Below are 15,874 nucleotides of genomic sequence, written 5' to 3'. Positions count from 1 at the left end.
TGCCCGGGGCTTTTCGTCACTTTATGATGGCATATCAACTCGGTGACGCCCTTCGCTGACCGCCTCGAGGCGATCACCGGTTTTCCTCCTAAAGACAGATTGGACCCATGCTTCGAGGAATGCGCAAAGCCTCATCAAACTGGCTCGGCAAGACCATTATGGCCACCGTGATGGGCGTATTGATTGTCAGTTTCGGCATCTGGGGCATCGCCGACATCTTCAGGGGATTTGGACAATCGACGGTCGCCAAGGTCGGAAGCACCGAGATTTCGCAGAACCAGTTCCGCCAGCTCTACATGGACCGCCTGCAGCAGATCGGCCGCCAGGTCGGCCGGCCGCTGACCATGGACCAGGCGCGCGCCTTCGGCTTCGACCGCCAGGTGCTGCAGCAGACGCTCGCCGAGGCAGCCCTTGACGAGGATACGCGCCGGCTCGGGCTCGGCCAGTCCGACGAGGAGACCATGCGCCTGATCGTCGCCGACCCGAACTTCCAGGGGCTGGGCGGCAAGTTCGATCCCGCCCGCTTCCAGGCGATGATCCGCAATTTCGGCTACAGCGAGCAGCGCTACATCGCCGACCAGCGCCGCGTCTCGCTCCGCCGCCAGATCGCAGGCTCGATCGCGGCCGGGCTCGAGCCGCCCAAGACGCTGCTCGAAGCGCTGAGCCGCTACCAGAACGAGCAACGCGCGATCGAATACGTCAAGCTCGACGCGGCGCAGGCCGGCACCATCGATCCGCCCTCGCCTGAGGCGCTGGCCGCCTATTTCGAGGATCACAAGGCCCAGTTCCGCGCGCCCGAATACCGCAAGGTCTCCTTCGTGGCCCTCACGCCGGAAGAGCTCGGCAAGTGGACGGACGTCTCTGACGAGGACGCCAAGAAACTGTTCGAGCAGCGCCGCGACCAGCTCGGCTCGCCGGAGCGGCGCGCCGTCGAGCAGATCACGTTCCCGAACGTGGAAGAGGCGCAGGCCGCGCGGGCCCGTATCACGGGCGGCCTGTCGTTCGAGGACCTCGCCAAGGAGCGCGGGCTGTCGGCTTCCGACTACGATCTCGGCATGGTCGCGAAATCCGCGATCCTCGATCCTGACATCGCCAACGCGGCGTTTTCGCTGCCCTCGGGCGAGATCAGCCAGCCCGTGAGCGGCAAGTTCGGCACAGCTCTGGTCAAGATCGGCAAGATCGAGCCCGCCGTCGAGCCGAACTACGAGAGCATCGCCGGCAACCTGAAAAAGGAAATCGCGATCGAGCGCGGCCGCACCCAGGTGGCAACCCTGCGCGACAAGATGGAAGACGAGCGCGGCGGCGGCGCGAGCGTCGTCGAAGCCGCCAAGAAGCTCGGGCTCAATCCCGTCACCCTCGAAGCCGTCGACCGCTCCGGACGCGGGCCGAACGGCCAGCCGGTGAACGGCATTCCCGAGGGGCTAGATGTCGTCTCGCAGGCCTTCAACAGCGACGTCGGCGTCGACAACGACCCGATCTCCTACAAGGGCGGCTACGTCTGGTACGACGTGGTCGGCATCACGCCCTCGCGCGAGCGCAACCTCGACGAGGTCAAGGACCAGGTCGAGGCGAAATGGCGCGATGACCAGATCGCGAGCCGCTTGCGGACGAAAGCGACCGAGATGGCGCAGAAGCTCGAACAGGGCGGCAAGCTCGCCGACGAGGCGTCGGCGATCGGCGTGAAGGTCGAGACTGCAACCGGCCTGAAGCGCGATTCCTCGCCCGCGGGCGTGCCCGCAGCCGCAGTCACCGCCGCGTTTCGGACGGCGAAGGACGCCGCCGGACAGACGCCCGCAGCCGGTGGCGGTCAATGGATCGTGTTCCGCGTCACCGACGTCACCGTGCCGCCTGCCGATCTTGCTTCCGACGAGATGAAGAAGCTCAAGGATGCGCTGACGCGATCGATGACGGACGAGCAGGTCGCGGAATACGTCACCCGGCTCGAAAAGAACATCGGCACCAGCATCAACGAGGCCGCCTTCGCGCAGGTCACGGGCGCCAGCAGCAACTGAAGGCACGCGATGGACGACCTCAAATCGATTATTGCCAAAGTCGCAACCGGCGCCACGCTGTCGCGTGAAGAAGCGGCGGTGACCTTCGACGCCATGATGTCCGGCGAGGCCACGCCCTCGCAGATGGGCGGGCTTTTGATGGCGCTGCGGGTGCGCGGCGAAACCGTTGAGGAGATCACCGGCGCGGTCTCCGCGATGCGCGCCAAGATGCTGCGCGTCTCCGCGCCGCCTGATGCCGTCGACGTCGTCGGCACCGGCGGCGACGGCTCGGGCTCGGTGAACGTGTCGACCTGCGCCTCGTTCATCGTCGCGGGCGCCGGTGTTCCCGTCGCCAAGCACGGCAACCGGGCACTGTCCTCGCGCTCGGGCGCGGCCGACGTGCTGGCCTCGCTCGGAGTGAAGATCGACCTTGCCCCTGATCAGGTCGGCCGCTGCGTGAAGGAAGCCGGCATCGGCTTCATGTTCGCGCCGGCGCATCATCCGGCGATGAAGAACGTCAATCCGACCCGCCTGGAGCTTGCCACGCGCACCATCTTCAACCTGCTCGGGCCGCTGTCCAATCCCGCCGGCGTCAAGCGGCAGATGGTCGGCGTGTTCTCGCGGCAATGGGTGCAGCCGTTGGCCCAGGTTCTGAAGAACCTCGGCGCCGAATCGGTCTGGGTGGTGCACGGGTCCGACGGGCTGGACGAAATCACGCTCACTGGGCCCACCTTTGTCGCAGTGCTGGAGAACGGCAACATCAGGAGCTTCGAGGTCACCCCCGAGGAGGCGGGTCTCACCCGCTGCGGTAGCGAGGCTTTGAAGGGCGGCGATGCCGACGCCAATGCGGTCGCGCTGCAGGGCGTGCTGGACGGCAAGCCCGGCCCTTTTCGCGATGTCGCATTGCTGAACGCCGCGGCGGCGCTGGTCGTCGCCAACCGCGCCAGCGACTTGAAGGAAGGCGTGGCGATCGGCGCCAAATCGCTCGACACGGGTGCTGCGGCGGCGCGCCTGAAGAAGCTGATCGCCATCTCCAATAGCTGACCGGCCAAAGGCACCGCGCGATGTCCGACATTCTGGCAAAGATCGAGGCCTACAAGCGGGAGGAGATCGCCGCCGCCAAGCGCGCGCATCCGCTTTCGCAGGTCGAGGCGCTGGCGCGGGCGGAGCCCCCGCCGCGCGGCTTCCTCAGGGCGATCAGGGAAAAGCTCGCGGCCGGCGACTATGCGCTGATCGCCGAGGTGAAGAAGGCCTCACCGTCCAAGGGGCTTATTCGCGCCGATTTCGATCCGCCCGTGCTCGCCAGGGCCTACGAGGCCGGCGGCGCCGCCTGCCTCTCCGTCCTGACTGACGCGCCCTCCTTCCAGGGCCATCTCGATTTCATGGTAGCCGCGCGCGCCGCCACGAACCTCCCGGTGCTGCGCAAGGACTTCATGTTCGACACCTACCAGGTGGCGGAAGCCCGCGCCCATGGCGCCGACTGCATCCTGATCATCATGGCCGCGCTCGGCGATGGCGCGGCGAGGGACATCGAGGCCGCCGCCTTCGCGCATGGCATGGACGTGCTGGTCGAGATCCACGACCGCGCCGAGCTCGACCGCGCGCTGAGGCTTCGTTCCCCCCTGATCGGCATCAACAACCGCAACCTGCGCACCTTCGAGACGACGCTCGAGACCAGCGAGGCGCTGGCGTCGCTGATCCCGCCCGACCGCGCGATCGTCGGCGAGAGCGGCATCTTTGCGCCGGCGGATCTGGCCCGGCTTTCGCGGGTCGGCATCTCGACCTTCCTGGTCGGCGAGAGCCTGATGCGGCAGGCGGACGTCACCGCGGCAACGCGCGCGCTGCTCGCGCGCGAGACGCCGCGGGCGACCGGCACGCGATAACATGGCGCGCAAGGCTCCAGGCGACCGCCCCGCCCTCACCCACATCGATTCCCGCGGCGAAGCGCGCATGGTCGACGTCTCGGAAAAGCCCGCGACCGAGCGCGTCGCGGTCGCCGAGGGGCGCGTCGTCATGGCCAGGGAAACGCTGGAACTGATCGTCTCAGGCAATGCCAAGAAGGGCGACGTGCTCGGCACCGCGCGCATCGCCGGCATCATGGCCGCCAAGCGTACCGCCGAGCTGATCCCGCTCTGCCATCCGCTGGCGCTGTCCAAGGTCGTGCTCGACATCACGCCCGACGAGGCGCTGCCCGGCTGCGTCGTGCGCGCAACCGTCAAGGTGACCGGCCCGACCGGGGTCGAGATGGAGGCGCTGACCGCGGTGTCGGTCGCCTGCCTCACGATCTACGACATGGTGAAAGCCGCAGAGCGCGGGATTCGCATCGAAGGCATTCACCTCGTTGAGAAAAAGGGCGGCAAGTCCGGGCACTATCGCGCCTGACGAAGCGAAATGGCGGCCCACCTCACGGCCGAGTGATCGGCCGTCGCAGGAAGAGCGCGGCCGCTCTGGTGTTGTTGTTCGCGTGAGCGCCGCCACGCACCCCACCCGGAGGAAAGCGATGCCGATCGTCAAAACCGCTACGGCCGCCCTCGTGATCTCGATTGCGGCAGTCACCGCTGCGCCGGCGCAGCCGGTGATCCAGGAGCCCGGCTATTGCGCGTTCTTCTATCCGAACGCCAATTGCAACAACAAGGGGCCAGGCAACCCCTATACCGATCCGAACTTCCATCGCAATCAGGCCCAGGGCTGGCAAGGCTGGGCCGATGGCACGACGGTCGGGGTGGCGCCGCAGCGCCGGCCGCGCACGCGTGCCACCGCGGCGCGTCCCCAATAGGCTCCGGCAATCCTGCCGGCCAACCACAGCGACCGAACAGCGGCTGAGTTTCAGGCGCCCTCGCGCTGCCGCTCGCGCCAGGCGCGGGTCTTCATCCGGTTGCCGCATAGCGTCGACATGCACCAGCGCCGCGTCGCCGGCTTGGAGCGGTCGAAGAACACCCGCCGGCATTCCTCCGAAGCGCACATCTTCAGCCGGTCCAGGCTGCCGTTGAGCGATCCGTCATAGAGCTCGCGGACAACGGCCGACAATCCGTTGAGCGGATCGTTGCACGCAGCCACCAGCGTCCCGCCGCCGGTGCCGACCTCCACGGTCAGGAGGAACGGCTGCAGCGCCGCATTCAGCGTTCGCGTGACCTCGCGATTGCGGCGGCGCTGGGCGGGATCGCACTGCAGATAGGCCCGCACCGCGCCGCGCAGGGTCAGCGCCGTCTCCAGCAGCGCCGGCGTGATCTTCGCGTCCGCCGCGGCGAGGCCGTGCTCCGAAAGCCAGGCGCCGAGCTGCTGCGGCGTCGCGAGCTCGTCGGAGCGCGGATGGCGCACGCCGTGATGGACGAAATGCCTGTCGTCGAGCGTGTTGGCGAAATCAAACAGATCGGCCAGCCCGTCAGGAACCTTGAACCTGCGCGAAAGCTTCGACATTTTTCGTTCCGTTCGACACCATCAAAATACTTTTACTGGTTTTGTCAAGAGACACCGGTAAAAGCATTTTACATGTGTCGACAGCAGCAGGAGATCCGCCATGACCGATCAGGCAGTTCGGCCACGCGTGTTCTACGGCTGGTTCGTTGTCGCGGCCGCCTTCGCGGTGACTTTCGTCGGCTTCGGCTGCGCGTACACCTTCTCCACATTCGTCGAGGCGCTGCAGCGTGAATTCGGCGCCTCGCGCGGCTCGGTGTCGCTGGTGTTCTCGCTCGCCGGCTTTCTCTATTTCGGCCTCGGCGTCGTCAGCGGTCCGCTCGCCGATCGCTTCGGTTCGCGCCCGCTTGCCGTCATCGGCATGCTGCTCACCGGGCTCGGCTTCGTGGCCGCAAGCGCCGCCCGCAGCCTCGTCGAGGTCTATTCGGCCTACGGCCTCGGGGTCGGGCTCGGCGTCGGGCTTGCCTATGTGCCGGCGGTAGGCGCGGTGCAGCGCTGGTTCGTCCGCAGCCGCGGCTTTGCATCGGGGCTTGCGGTCAGCGGCATCGGCGTCGGCACGCTCGTGATGCCGCCCCTGGCCGCGCTGCTGATCGGCGAACTCGGCTGGCGCGGCGCCTATTTCGCGCTCGGCGCCATCGCCGCCGCAATCGGCGGCGGCCTTGCGCTGCTGATCGAGAACGATCCGCGCGGCTGCGGGCTGGCGCCGGACGGCGATCCGCCGGCAAGCGTCGCGCTGAGCCCGTGCGCGGAAGGCGCGACGATCGGCACCGCGATCCGCTCAGCGCAGTTCATCAGCCTCTACGCGGCCTGCCTGATCTGCGCCTTCGGGGTCTTCGTGCCCTTCGTCCACCTCGTTCCTTTCGCGCGGGATCTCGGCATTGCGCCGCCGGTCGCCGTCCTGCTGCTCGGGGTGATCGGCGTCGGCAGCACGATGGGCCGTTTCTTCCTCGGCGGCCTCGCCGACCGCATGGGGCGCGAGAAGTCACTGCTGATGATGTTCGCCGGAATGGCGCTCGCGCTCTCGATCTGGGCGGTCTCGGGGAACCTGTCGCTGCTGGTCGCCTTCGCCTTCATCTTCGGCGTCTTCTATGGCGGCTGGGTCGCGGTGTTGCCGGCCGTGGTCATGGACTATTTCGGCGGCCGCAACGTCTCCGGCCTGATCGGCATCCTCTACACCAGCGTGGCCTTCGGCACGCTGATCGGTCCTGCCGCCGCCGGCTTCGCGTTCGACCTCAACCACAGCTACACGTTGCCGATCCTCGCCAGCGCCGCGGCGAACATCGTCGCCGCCCTGATCGTGATCGTGACGTCGCGGATCAGCGTTAAGCCACCATTAACCTAGATTCCTAACCTCCACTCCATCTCGCGCCCTTAAGTAGAAATACCGGCCGGGTGCATGGGACTGACCTCGGCACTGGTGGTCCGATTGCAGCATCGCATCCCGTCGCGGCGGGCACTTTTGCGAATGCTGGAATCAAGGGACCGCCGACAACTATTGTCCCTAGTGGAGCTTCGGATTTGACGTTCGCTTCGGGGAGGCTCGGTCGGAAGGGCCGCGAACGTCACATCCGCTCCACTGGCCAGGGGCGGTGAATCAGCAGCCATGACGATCGGCAGAACGTTCATCGACGCCAAGACGTCCGTCCGCGACAACCCCATCCGCTGGCTGTTGCTGGGCGGCGCCGTGCTGATCGCGGCGATCGCGATCGGCGCCGCACTCACGGCTGCCAACTTCCGCGAGCGCGCGCTGCGCAACAGCGAGCGCGAGCTTGAAAACACCGTGCTGCTGCTGGCGCGCCATTTCGACCAGCAGCTCGAGGACTTCCAGGTCATCCAGAAGGACATCATCGCGCTGATGCGCGCGAGCGGCATCGCGACCGCGGACGAATATCGGCAGCGGATGTCGGGCCGCGACATCCATCTCATGCTGAAATCGAAATTGAGCGCGGTGTCCTATGTCGGCGACATCAACATCTTCGACGCCGACGGCGTCCTGATCAACACCTCGAAAGCCTGGCCGGCTCCGCTGGTCCAGATCGGCGACCGTCCCTACTTCCAGGCCTTCAGGACCGATCCGCGCACGCCGGAAATGGTGATCGAGCCGGTCCACAGCCGGGTCAGCGGCATCTGGACCACGGTGATTGCGCGCAAGATGACGGGGTCGCATGGCGAACTGCTCGGCGTCGTCGGACGCGGCATCGAGCCCGCCAATTTCGAAAGATTCTTCGCCTCGCTCGCGCTCGGTTCGGGCGCGACGATCAGCATGCATCATCGCGACGGCACCCTGCTGGCGCGCTACCCCCATGTCGAAGGCCTGATCGGGCACAATTTCAACAGCGGTTCCGCGGGCCAGCAGAGGGTGTTCGGCGAGCCGAGCTTTACCGGCCGCCTCACCAGCCCGATCGACGGCCAGGACCGGCTGATCGCGTCGCGGGCGCTGACCAACTTCCCGATCGTGATCGTGGCGACGACGACCACCGCCGCCGCGCTTGTCGACTGGCGGGCGCAGACGAGGATGCTGACCGTGGTGGCCGGCGGCTCGGTGCTCGCGATCGCCGCGCTCATCCTGCTGGTGGTTCGCAAATTGTCGCAACAGCACCGCCTGTCGGAGCAGCGGTTGCGACTGGAGAAGCAGCGGCTGGACCGGGCCATCAACAACATGACCCAGGGCCTGTTGATGTTCGACGCCTCGGCCCGGCTGATCGTCTGCAACAAGCGCTATCTCGACATGTACGGGCTCTCGGCCGAGGTGGTGCGGCCGGGCTGCACCTTCCGCGAGGTGATCGAGCATCGCAAGGCGACCGGCTCCTTTGTCGGCGACGAGAACGAATACATCACCACCGTGCTGCGCGGCATCGGCCACGAGAAGAGCTACGTCATCGACACGCCGGACGGCCGCTCCATCCACATCATCAACGAGCCGCTCGCCGATGGCGGCTGGCTCGCAACCCATGAAGACGTCACCGAGCGCAGGCGCGCCGAGCAGCGCATCATGCATCTGGCGCACTACGACGCGCTGACCGACCTGCCGAACCGGACGCTGTTCCACGAACGGCTGAAGCAGGAGCTTGCGCAAATTCCTGCGGGCCGCCAGACCGCGGTCTGCTACATCGACATCGACGAGTTCAAGGGCGTCAACGACTCGCTCGGCCATCTGGTCGGCGACGAGCTTCTGAAGTCGCTCGCGGTCAACCTCGCCCGCTGCGTCGGCCAGGCCGGATTCGTCGCGCGGCTCGGCGGCGACGAGTTCGCCATCGTCCAGACCGGGGTCCGGAACGTCGACGACATCACCGACCTCCTCAACGAGGTGTTCAACGCGGTCCGCCAGCCTTACGACTGCCTCGGCCACCAGCTCACCGCCGATGCCAGCATCGGCATCGCGCTCGCGCCCGAGCACGGCACCGAGCTCGACCAGATCCTGAAGAACGCCGACCTTGCGATGTATGCCGCCAAATCGGCTGGACGGCGCACCTACCGTTTCTTCGAGCCGGACATGGATGCCCAGGTCAAGGCGCGCCACCGGCTGGAGAGCGATCTGCGCCAGGCCATCGCCGGCGGCGGGCTCGAAGTGTACTACCAGCCCTGCCTCGGCCTGCAGAGCAACGACATCACCGGCTGCGAGGCGCTGGTGCGCTGGCGCCACCCCGAGCGCGGCATGATCTCACCCGCGGAGTTCATTCCGATCGCGGAGGACACCGGCCTCATCAACCAGCTCGGCGAGTGGGTGCTGGCGACCGCCTGCAAGGAGGCCGCAAGCTGGCCTGACGACATTCGCCTTGCGGTCAACGTCTCGCCGATCCAGTTCAAGAGCGGGACGCTGGCGCTGAAGATCATGGCGGCGCTCGCGGCATCCGGCCTACCGGCGAGCCGGCTGGAGCTGGAAATCACCGAGGCTGTCCTGATCCGCGACGACGAGACGGCGCTTGCGATCCTGCACCAGCTCCGCGGCATCGGCGTGCGCATCGCGCTCGACGATTTCGGCACCGGCTATTCCTCGCTGAGCTACCTGCAGCGCTTCCCGTTCGACAAGATCAAGATCGACCGCTACTTCGTCGACGATATCGCCGAGCCGGGCGGTTCCTCCAGCATCGTGCAGGCGGTGGTCAATATCGCAGCTGCGCGCAGCATGACGACGACGGCCGAAGGCGTCGAGACCGCCGAGCAGCAGCGGCTCCTGCGCATGCTCGGCTGCTCGGAAATGCAGGGTTATCTGTTCAGTCGACCGCTGCCCGCGGCCGAGCTGCAGCCCCTGTTCCGCGCGCATCGCGAGCGCCTGACGGCGCCGGCGGCAGGTCAGGTGCAGCGGCGGCGTCCGCTGTCGGGCGCCGCCTGAATCTTTCCCGAGATGCTAGTGGTCCGATTCTAACATTCGCATCCCATCGCGGCAGGCGGGTAGCGAACGTCAAATCCGCTCCACTAGTTCGGCACCACTGCCTTGGCCGGCGGTGGAACATTGGCGTTGACGGTGACGCCGCGCAGCAGATTGTAGGCCGCGCCCAGCGCCTTGTCGTCCTTGTCCTCCGGCGGCACGTAGGACTGCGAGCCGGTCTGCTCGGCGCCCTCGCCCGAGAGATGGCCGCGCATTGACGCCTCGCCCTTAGTGTCGGCGCGGCCCTTCAGCTCGTCAGGCACATCCTGCAGCACCTCGATGTCGGGCGTGATGCCCTGGGCCTGGATCGAATGGCCCGACGGGGTGAAATAGCGCGCCGTGGTGAGCGCCAGCGCGCCGTTGCCGGCGCCGAGCGGGATGATGGTCTGCACGGATCCCTTGCCGAAGGAGCGGGTTCCGATCAGGGTTGCGCGCTTGTGATCATGCAGCGCGCCGGCAACGATTTCGGACGCCGACGCCGAGCCGCCGTTGATCAGCACCACCAGCGGCTTGCCCTTGATGAGGTCGCCGCCATGCGCGGTGAAGCGCTGGGTTTCCTCCGGATTGCGGCCGCGCGTGGAGACGATCTCGCCGCGCGCCATGAAGGTGCTCGCCACCGACACCGCCTGGTCGAGCAGGCCGCCGGGATTGTTGCGCAGATCGACGACGTAACCCGCGAGCTTCTCGGGTGGGATCTCCTTGGCGATGGCGGAGACCGCCTTGCGCAAGCTCTCCGTGGTCTGCTCGTTGAACGAGGTGATCCTGATATAGCCGATGTCCCCGCCCTCGGTGTGATAGCGGACCGGGCGGACGCGGATGATCTCGCGGGTGATCGTCAGCTCGAGCGGGGCGTCCTTGCCCTTGCGCATGATCAGGAGCTTGGTCTTGGTGTTGACCGCGCCCTTCATCTTGTTCACCGCCTGCTCCAGCGAGAGGCCCTGCACGGCCTCGCCGTCGATCTGGGCGATCAGGTCGCCGGACATGATGCCGGCCTTTGCTGCGGGCGTATCGTCGATCGGCGAGACGACCTTGACGAGGCCGTCTTCCATGGTGACCTCGATGCCGAGCCCGCCGAACTCGCCCGACGTCGTCTCCTGCATCTCGCGCCAGGCCTTGTCGTTCATGTAGCGCGAGTGCGGATCGAGCGAGGTCACCATCCCGTCGATGGCGCCTTCGATCAGCTTGGTGTCGTCGGGCTTCTCGACATAGTCGGCACGGACGCGCTCGAACACTTCGCCGAACAGGTTAAGCTGTGAATAGGTATCCACAGCATTGGCGGCCGCTCGCGCTGCCGCCACCAGATGGCTGCCTTCGGGCAGGGTGACGAGGAGCGTCAGGCACGTTCCCGTGAGCGCACCACAGAGAAACAGGAGATTCTTCCGCATCGCGGGCCTTTTTGCGTTCGATCGACCCATTATGGGCCGGGCAAATCAAACCGGGAAATCACAATAGCTTTCAGGTTTCTTCAAGGCCGGTCCAAGACGCGGGCCGGTCGCCGTGCACGCTGTACCTTGGTTTTCCTGCCCAATTTCGAGGCAAGTCAGTCCCGCCGGCTCGCTTTCCACCCCTACGCTCATTGCGCGCCGGACCGGCCGCGCCGCGAATCAAATCCCCGACGAGACGGCTCACGCCGTCGCGCGGGCATGCTGACGACATAGGTATGGCGCGGGCCGGCCGCAAAGCCGGAATTTCACGGTGCCGGCCGGCGCCCTCGCGCGCCCCGCCGGGAAAATCCATCCGTCTAAAGCCATGCATTTTTTGGGATAGCGCCCGCCCTTCGGAAGCGATAGGCGAAGAGACAAGCCTAAATGCCCGGGAGGAAGAGATGAACGAAGCAATCAGGCCAGCGCGCAATGTCGAGCTTGGTGCGAGCGAGGAGCCGTTCCAGAACCTGCACGAGTTCATCCGCAAGGCGCGCGCCAACCTCAACCAGAACGCCTGGGACTACATCATCGGGGCGGCCGAGACCGAGACCACGATGCGCCGCAACCGCATGGCGCTCGACGAGATCGCCTTCCGCCCGCGCGTGCTGCGGGACGTCTCGCGCATCGATGCATCGGTCGAGCGCTTCGGGCGCACGATGCGCCTTCCGGTCATGCTGGCCCCGGTCGGCGCGCTCGAAGTCTTCGAGCCGGGTGCAGCGGCGAGCGTGGCAAGCGCCGCCGGCCGGTTCGGCGCGGCACACATGCTGAGCTCGGTCTCCGACCCCGGCCTCGAGAAGGTCGCGGAAGCCGCGCCGAACGCGCTGCGTCTCTATCAGCTCTATGTGCGCGGCGACGACGCCTTCGTCGAGGACGTGGTCAGCCGGGCGATCGCCAACGACTATGCCGCCTTCTGCCTCACGGTCGACACCGCCCATTACAGCCGGCGCGAGCGCGACATCGCCAAGCGCTACGTGCGCGAGAGCCGGCTGCGCGCCACCGGCGGCGACTACCAGAAGGCGCTCGACTGGCGCACGGTGAAGCTGATCAAGGACAAGTTCAAAATTCCGCTCGTCATCAAGGGCATCGCCACCGCCGAGGATGCCCAGATCGCGCTCGACCACGGCGTCGAGTGGATCTACGTCTCCAATCACGGCGGCCGCCAGCTCGATCACGGGCGCGGCGCCATGCACGTGCTGCCCGAGATCGTCGATGCCGTGAAGGGCCGCGCCAAGATCATGGTCGATGGCGGCTTCTGCCGCGGCAGCGACGTCGTCAAGGCGATCGCGGCCGGCGCCGACCTCGTCGGCATCGGTCGCCTGCAATGCTGGGCGCTGGCCGCAGCCGGCGAGGCCGGCGTGCTGCGCATGCTGGAATTGCTGGAGGACGAGGTGGTCCGCACCCTCGGCCTGCTCGGCGCCACGTCCTTCGCCAAGCTCGACAAGAGCTGCCTGCATCCGGCGACCGCGACCAATCCGCCCGGCGTGTTCAGCGCCTTTCCGCTGCTCGACATCGAGCCCTATCGTTACTGATGAGCCGCTTGGTAGGTGTTTCGAGCGCGATGACCTCACCCCGGCTCTCCCCCGGCGCCGCGGACGCCCTGTTGTTCGACCTCGGCCGCGTGGTGCTCGACATCGACTTCTCCCAGGCGATCGCATGCTGGGCGACCCACGCCCGATGCGCGCCGGCAGAGCTGGTCGCGCGTTTCGTGCGCGACGAGAGCTACCGGCAGCACGAGGTGGGCACCATCAGCGATGCCGCCTATTTCGACAGCCTGCGCGCGATGCTGGGGATCACCATTTCCGACGCCCAGTTCCTCGAAGGCTGGAACGCGATCTTCGCCGGCGAGATGCCCGGCATCGCCCCCCTGCTGGCGCGCGCCGCGCGGCGCATGCCGCTCTATGCCTTCTCGAACACCAACCGGCCGCACGTCGAGCACTTCTCGAAAGCCTATGGCCCCCTGCTCGGCCATTTCCGCGAAATCTACCTGTCCTCGACGATCGGCCTGCGCAAGCCGGATACCGCCGCCTATGATCATGTCGTGAAAGCGATCGGGGTGCCCGCCTCGCGCATTGTGTTCTTCGACGATCTCGCCGAAAACATCGAGGGTGCGCGGGCCTGCGGCCTGCAGGCGGTCGAGGTGCGATCGTCGCGCGACGTCGCCGACGCGCTCGAGGCACTCGGGATCTAGGAATTTTAGGAGTTTTCGCTGTGGCCCTCATGCCGGTTGCCGACGCTTTGGCCGCGATCCTCGCAGACAGCGAACCGCTGGAACAGGAAATGGTGGCGCTGGATGCCGCCTACCATCGCGTGCTGGCGCGCGATGTCGCTGCGCTGCGCAACCAGCCGCCGCAGGCGATGTCGGCGATGGACGGCTACGCGGTGCGCGCGGCGGATGCGGCGCAGGCAGGCGCGCGGCTGACCGTGATCGGCGAGGTCGCAGCCGGCCGCCCGTTCGAACGACGGGTCGGGCAAGGCGAGGCCGTGCGCATCTTCACCGGCGGCGTCATCCCCGACGGCGCCGATGCCGTGGTGATCCAGGAGGACACCGAGGCCGACGGCAACACCATCCGCATCACCGAGGCGGCCAGCGTCGGCCGCCATATCCGCGGCCCCGGCATCGATTTCAGGCAGGGCGAGGTGCTGCTGCAAGGAGGCACCCGGCTTGGCGACCGTCATCTGTCGCTCGCGGCCGCCATGAATCACCCCAACCTTCCGGTGCGGCGCCGGCCCAAGGTCGCGATCCTGGCGACCGGCGACGAGCTGGTGATGCCCGGCTCAACGCCCGGCCCGGGCCAGATCGTCTATTCCAACGGCTATTCGCTGCGCGCGCTGGCGCGCGCCGAGGGCGCCGACACGATCGATCTCGGGGTCGCCGCCGACACGCTGGAAGCGACCACGTCGGGCATCCGCCGCGCCCGGGATTCCGGCGCCGACATCCTGATCACGACCGGCGGCGCCTCGGTCGGCGACCATGACCTGGTGCACCGGTCGCTTCGGGCAGAAGGCGTGACCATGGCGTTCTGGCGCATTGCGATGCGCCCGGGCAAGCCGATGATGCACGGCCGGCTCGGCGCGCTCCGGGTGATCGGCCTGCCCGGCAATCCGGTTTCCTCCTATGTCTGCGCCTTCCTGTTTCTGGTGCCGTTGATTCGCGCGCTTTCGGGTCGCTCGGTGATTCACCATGCACGTGAAACCGCCCTGCTCGGCCGCGACGTCGGCGCCAACGATCAGCGCGAGGATTACTTGCGCGCGCGGCTCGACGAGCGCGACGACGGCACGCTGATCGCCACGCCGGTCAATCACCAGGACAGCTCGCTGGTTGCGAATCTCGCTGCGGCACAGGCACTTCTGATCCGTCCGCCATTTGCGCCGGCGGCGAAAGCGGGCGCGTCTTGCGACGTGCTGCGACTGCCTGACTGAGGCGATCGGGCAGCGGTTCCGCGCCCTCGGAGCGCGTTCACCGGAAATTAAGTGGTTGCGGAACACATATCGAACATATAGTGTCCGTTCATGATTTGTTTCGAGTGCTGGTATCTACTTTGATGCCGAGAATGGGAGCCGCGCTCCCGTGGTCGCATCAATCGGCACCATCAACCGGGGGACTTGCTCGAGATGCTCACGCGCAAACAGTACGAACTTCTGCGTTTCATCAATGAACGGCTGAAAGAGGCCGGCGTCCCGCCCTCGTTCGACGAGATGAAGGACGCACTCGACCTGCGCTCGAAATCCGGCATCCACCGCCTCATCACCGCACTGGAAGAACGCGGCTTCATCCGTCGCCTGCCCAACCGCGCCCGCGCCATCGAGGTGATCAAGCTGCCCGAGCTTTCCGCAAGCGGCGGCGGCAGCCGCCGCGGCTTCACCCCGAGCGTCATCGAAGGCAATCTCGGCAAGGGCCGCAGCGCCAGCTCCACCGCCGATGACGGTGAGCGTCCGGTCGCGGTGCCCGTCATGGGCCGCATCGCCGCCGGCACACCGATCGAGGCACTGCAGACCCGCAGCCACACCATCAGCGTGCCGCCCGACATGCTCGGCTCCGGTGAGCACTACGCGCTCGAGGTGCGCGGCGACTCCATGGTCGATGCCGGTATCCTCGACGGCGACATGGCTTTGATCCAGCGCAACGAGAGTGCCGACACCGGCGACATCGTCGTCGCGCTGATCGATGACGAGGAAGCGACGCTGAAACGTTTTCGCCGCCGAGGTGCTTCCATTGCGCTGGAGCCGGCCAACACGGCCTACGAGGTCCGGATACTCCCGCCGAACCGCGTCAAGATCCAGGGCAAGCTGATCGGGCTGTATCGGAAGTACTGAGTGGCACCGCGTACAGGACGGTCGCGGCGGTTGAACGCCGCCTCGGCCGCGTGTGGTGTTGTCGCGCGTTGCAAGGCTCGCATGCCAAACGGAGCAACGAGCCAGCGACAACAGCGCAAGCGCGCTCATGCTTATAAGGCGAAGCGCGTGACAGGAAACGTGACAAGAAAATGGGCAGCCGGGAAAACGCGCGCGCTGTCCTCATTGCTCGGACAGAAGCCCCCTGCCTATGCGCGAGAGGCCATTTTTGTTCCAAAGAAACTGCGCTTCACGCCAAACTAATTTGTGATGGCCGCGCAGGCCGCGAGTCGCAGAATTGCCTACAAGGAAGCCAAGGGTTGGCGTTATCGTCCACTTTGATA

The 15,874-nt window shown here is 66.7% G+C and carries 13 protein-coding genes; 11 read left to right on the top strand and 2 right to left on the bottom strand.

Annotated elements, in window-relative coordinates; translation table 11 throughout:
* The first annotated feature begins 107 nt into the window (after positions 1 to 107).
* The 5 genes from QOU61_RS17940 (at position 108) to QOU61_RS17920 (ending at position 4,767) form a co-directional block, all read left to right on the top strand.
* Entirely contained in the window at positions 108 to 2,012 is a 1,905-nt protein-coding gene (locus QOU61_RS17940; RefSeq protein ID WP_289661110.1) for a peptidylprolyl isomerase, read from the top strand.
* A gap of 9 nt (positions 2,013 to 2,021) precedes the next feature.
* Positions 2,022 to 3,035, top strand: a complete 1,014-nt coding sequence (gene trpD, locus QOU61_RS17935; protein ID WP_289661108.1) for an anthranilate phosphoribosyltransferase — start codon at positions 2,022 to 2,024, stop codon at positions 3,033 to 3,035.
* A 20-nt stretch (positions 3,036 to 3,055) separates the two neighbouring features.
* A complete protein-coding gene (trpC, locus tag QOU61_RS17930) occupies positions 3,056 to 3,874 on the top strand; it encodes an indole-3-glycerol phosphate synthase TrpC (protein WP_289661105.1) in 819 nt (272 codons plus the stop codon).
* A gap of 1 nt (position 3,875) precedes the next feature.
* Complete coding sequence (gene moaC, locus QOU61_RS17925; protein ID WP_289661103.1) at positions 3,876 to 4,373, top strand: cyclic pyranopterin monophosphate synthase MoaC; 498 nt, start codon at positions 3,876 to 3,878, stop codon at positions 4,371 to 4,373.
* 118 nt (positions 4,374 to 4,491) lie between these two features.
* Positions 4,492 to 4,767 (top strand): hypothetical protein, encoded by a 276-nt coding sequence (locus QOU61_RS17920; RefSeq protein ID WP_289661101.1) that lies wholly within the window; start codon positions 4,492 to 4,494, stop codon positions 4,765 to 4,767.
* A gap of 50 nt (positions 4,768 to 4,817) precedes the next feature.
* Here the strand turns inward: QOU61_RS17920 and QOU61_RS17915 are convergent, their stop codons facing one another.
* Positions 4,818 to 5,408: a CGNR zinc finger domain-containing protein gene (locus QOU61_RS17915; RefSeq protein WP_289661098.1), complete on the bottom strand. Its 591-nt coding sequence runs from the start codon at positions 5,406 to 5,408 to the stop codon at positions 4,818 to 4,820.
* A 100-nt stretch (positions 5,409 to 5,508) separates the two neighbouring features.
* Here QOU61_RS17915 and QOU61_RS17910 point away from each other — a divergent pair, with 100 nt between their 5' ends.
* Positions 5,509 to 6,747: an MFS transporter gene (locus tag QOU61_RS17910; protein ID WP_289661096.1), complete on the top strand. Its 1,239-nt coding sequence runs from the start codon at positions 5,509 to 5,511 to the stop codon at positions 6,745 to 6,747.
* 261 nt (positions 6,748 to 7,008) lie between these two features.
* The gene (locus QOU61_RS17905; protein ID WP_289661093.1) at positions 7,009 to 9,738 is read left to right on the top strand and encodes a bifunctional diguanylate cyclase/phosphodiesterase; all 2,730 of its coding nucleotides are present in this window, start codon (positions 7,009 to 7,011) and stop codon (positions 9,736 to 9,738) included.
* 83 nt (positions 9,739 to 9,821) lie between these two features.
* On the opposite strand, the gene QOU61_RS17900 is transcribed toward QOU61_RS17905, so the two are convergent.
* Positions 9,822 to 11,159, bottom strand: coding sequence for a S41 family peptidase (locus QOU61_RS17900; protein WP_289661091.1), 1,338 nt, complete (start codon positions 11,157 to 11,159; stop codon positions 9,822 to 9,824).
* A gap of 440 nt (positions 11,160 to 11,599) precedes the next feature.
* Between QOU61_RS17900 and QOU61_RS17895 the strand changes: the two genes are divergently transcribed.
* The 4 genes from QOU61_RS17895 to lexA all read left to right on the top strand — a co-directional run bounded on the left by QOU61_RS17895 (position 11,600) and on the right by lexA (position 15,512).
* The gene (locus QOU61_RS17895; protein WP_289661089.1) at positions 11,600 to 12,727 is read left to right on the top strand and encodes an alpha-hydroxy acid oxidase; all 1,128 of its coding nucleotides are present in this window, start codon (positions 11,600 to 11,602) and stop codon (positions 12,725 to 12,727) included.
* 29 nt (positions 12,728 to 12,756) lie between these two features.
* Positions 12,757 to 13,386: an HAD-IA family hydrolase gene (locus QOU61_RS17890; protein WP_289661087.1), complete on the top strand. Its 630-nt coding sequence runs from the start codon at positions 12,757 to 12,759 to the stop codon at positions 13,384 to 13,386.
* Positions 13,387 to 13,406: 20 nt separating this feature from the next.
* A complete protein-coding gene (locus QOU61_RS17885; protein ID WP_289661086.1) occupies positions 13,407 to 14,618 on the top strand; it encodes a molybdopterin molybdotransferase MoeA in 1,212 nt (403 codons plus the stop codon).
* Between the two features lie 192 nt (positions 14,619 to 14,810).
* On the top strand, positions 14,811 to 15,512 hold the full coding sequence (gene lexA / locus QOU61_RS17880) for a transcriptional repressor LexA (protein WP_289661084.1): 702 nt from the start codon (positions 14,811 to 14,813) through the stop codon (positions 15,510 to 15,512).
* The last annotated feature ends 362 nt before the right edge of the window (positions 15,513 to 15,874 follow it).

It is taken from the genome of Bradyrhizobium sp. NP1 (assembly GCF_030378205.1).
Taxonomy (GTDB): Bacteria; Pseudomonadota; Alphaproteobacteria; order Rhizobiales; family Xanthobacteraceae; genus Bradyrhizobium.
This window is presented reverse-complemented; position numbering and strand designations above follow the sequence as displayed.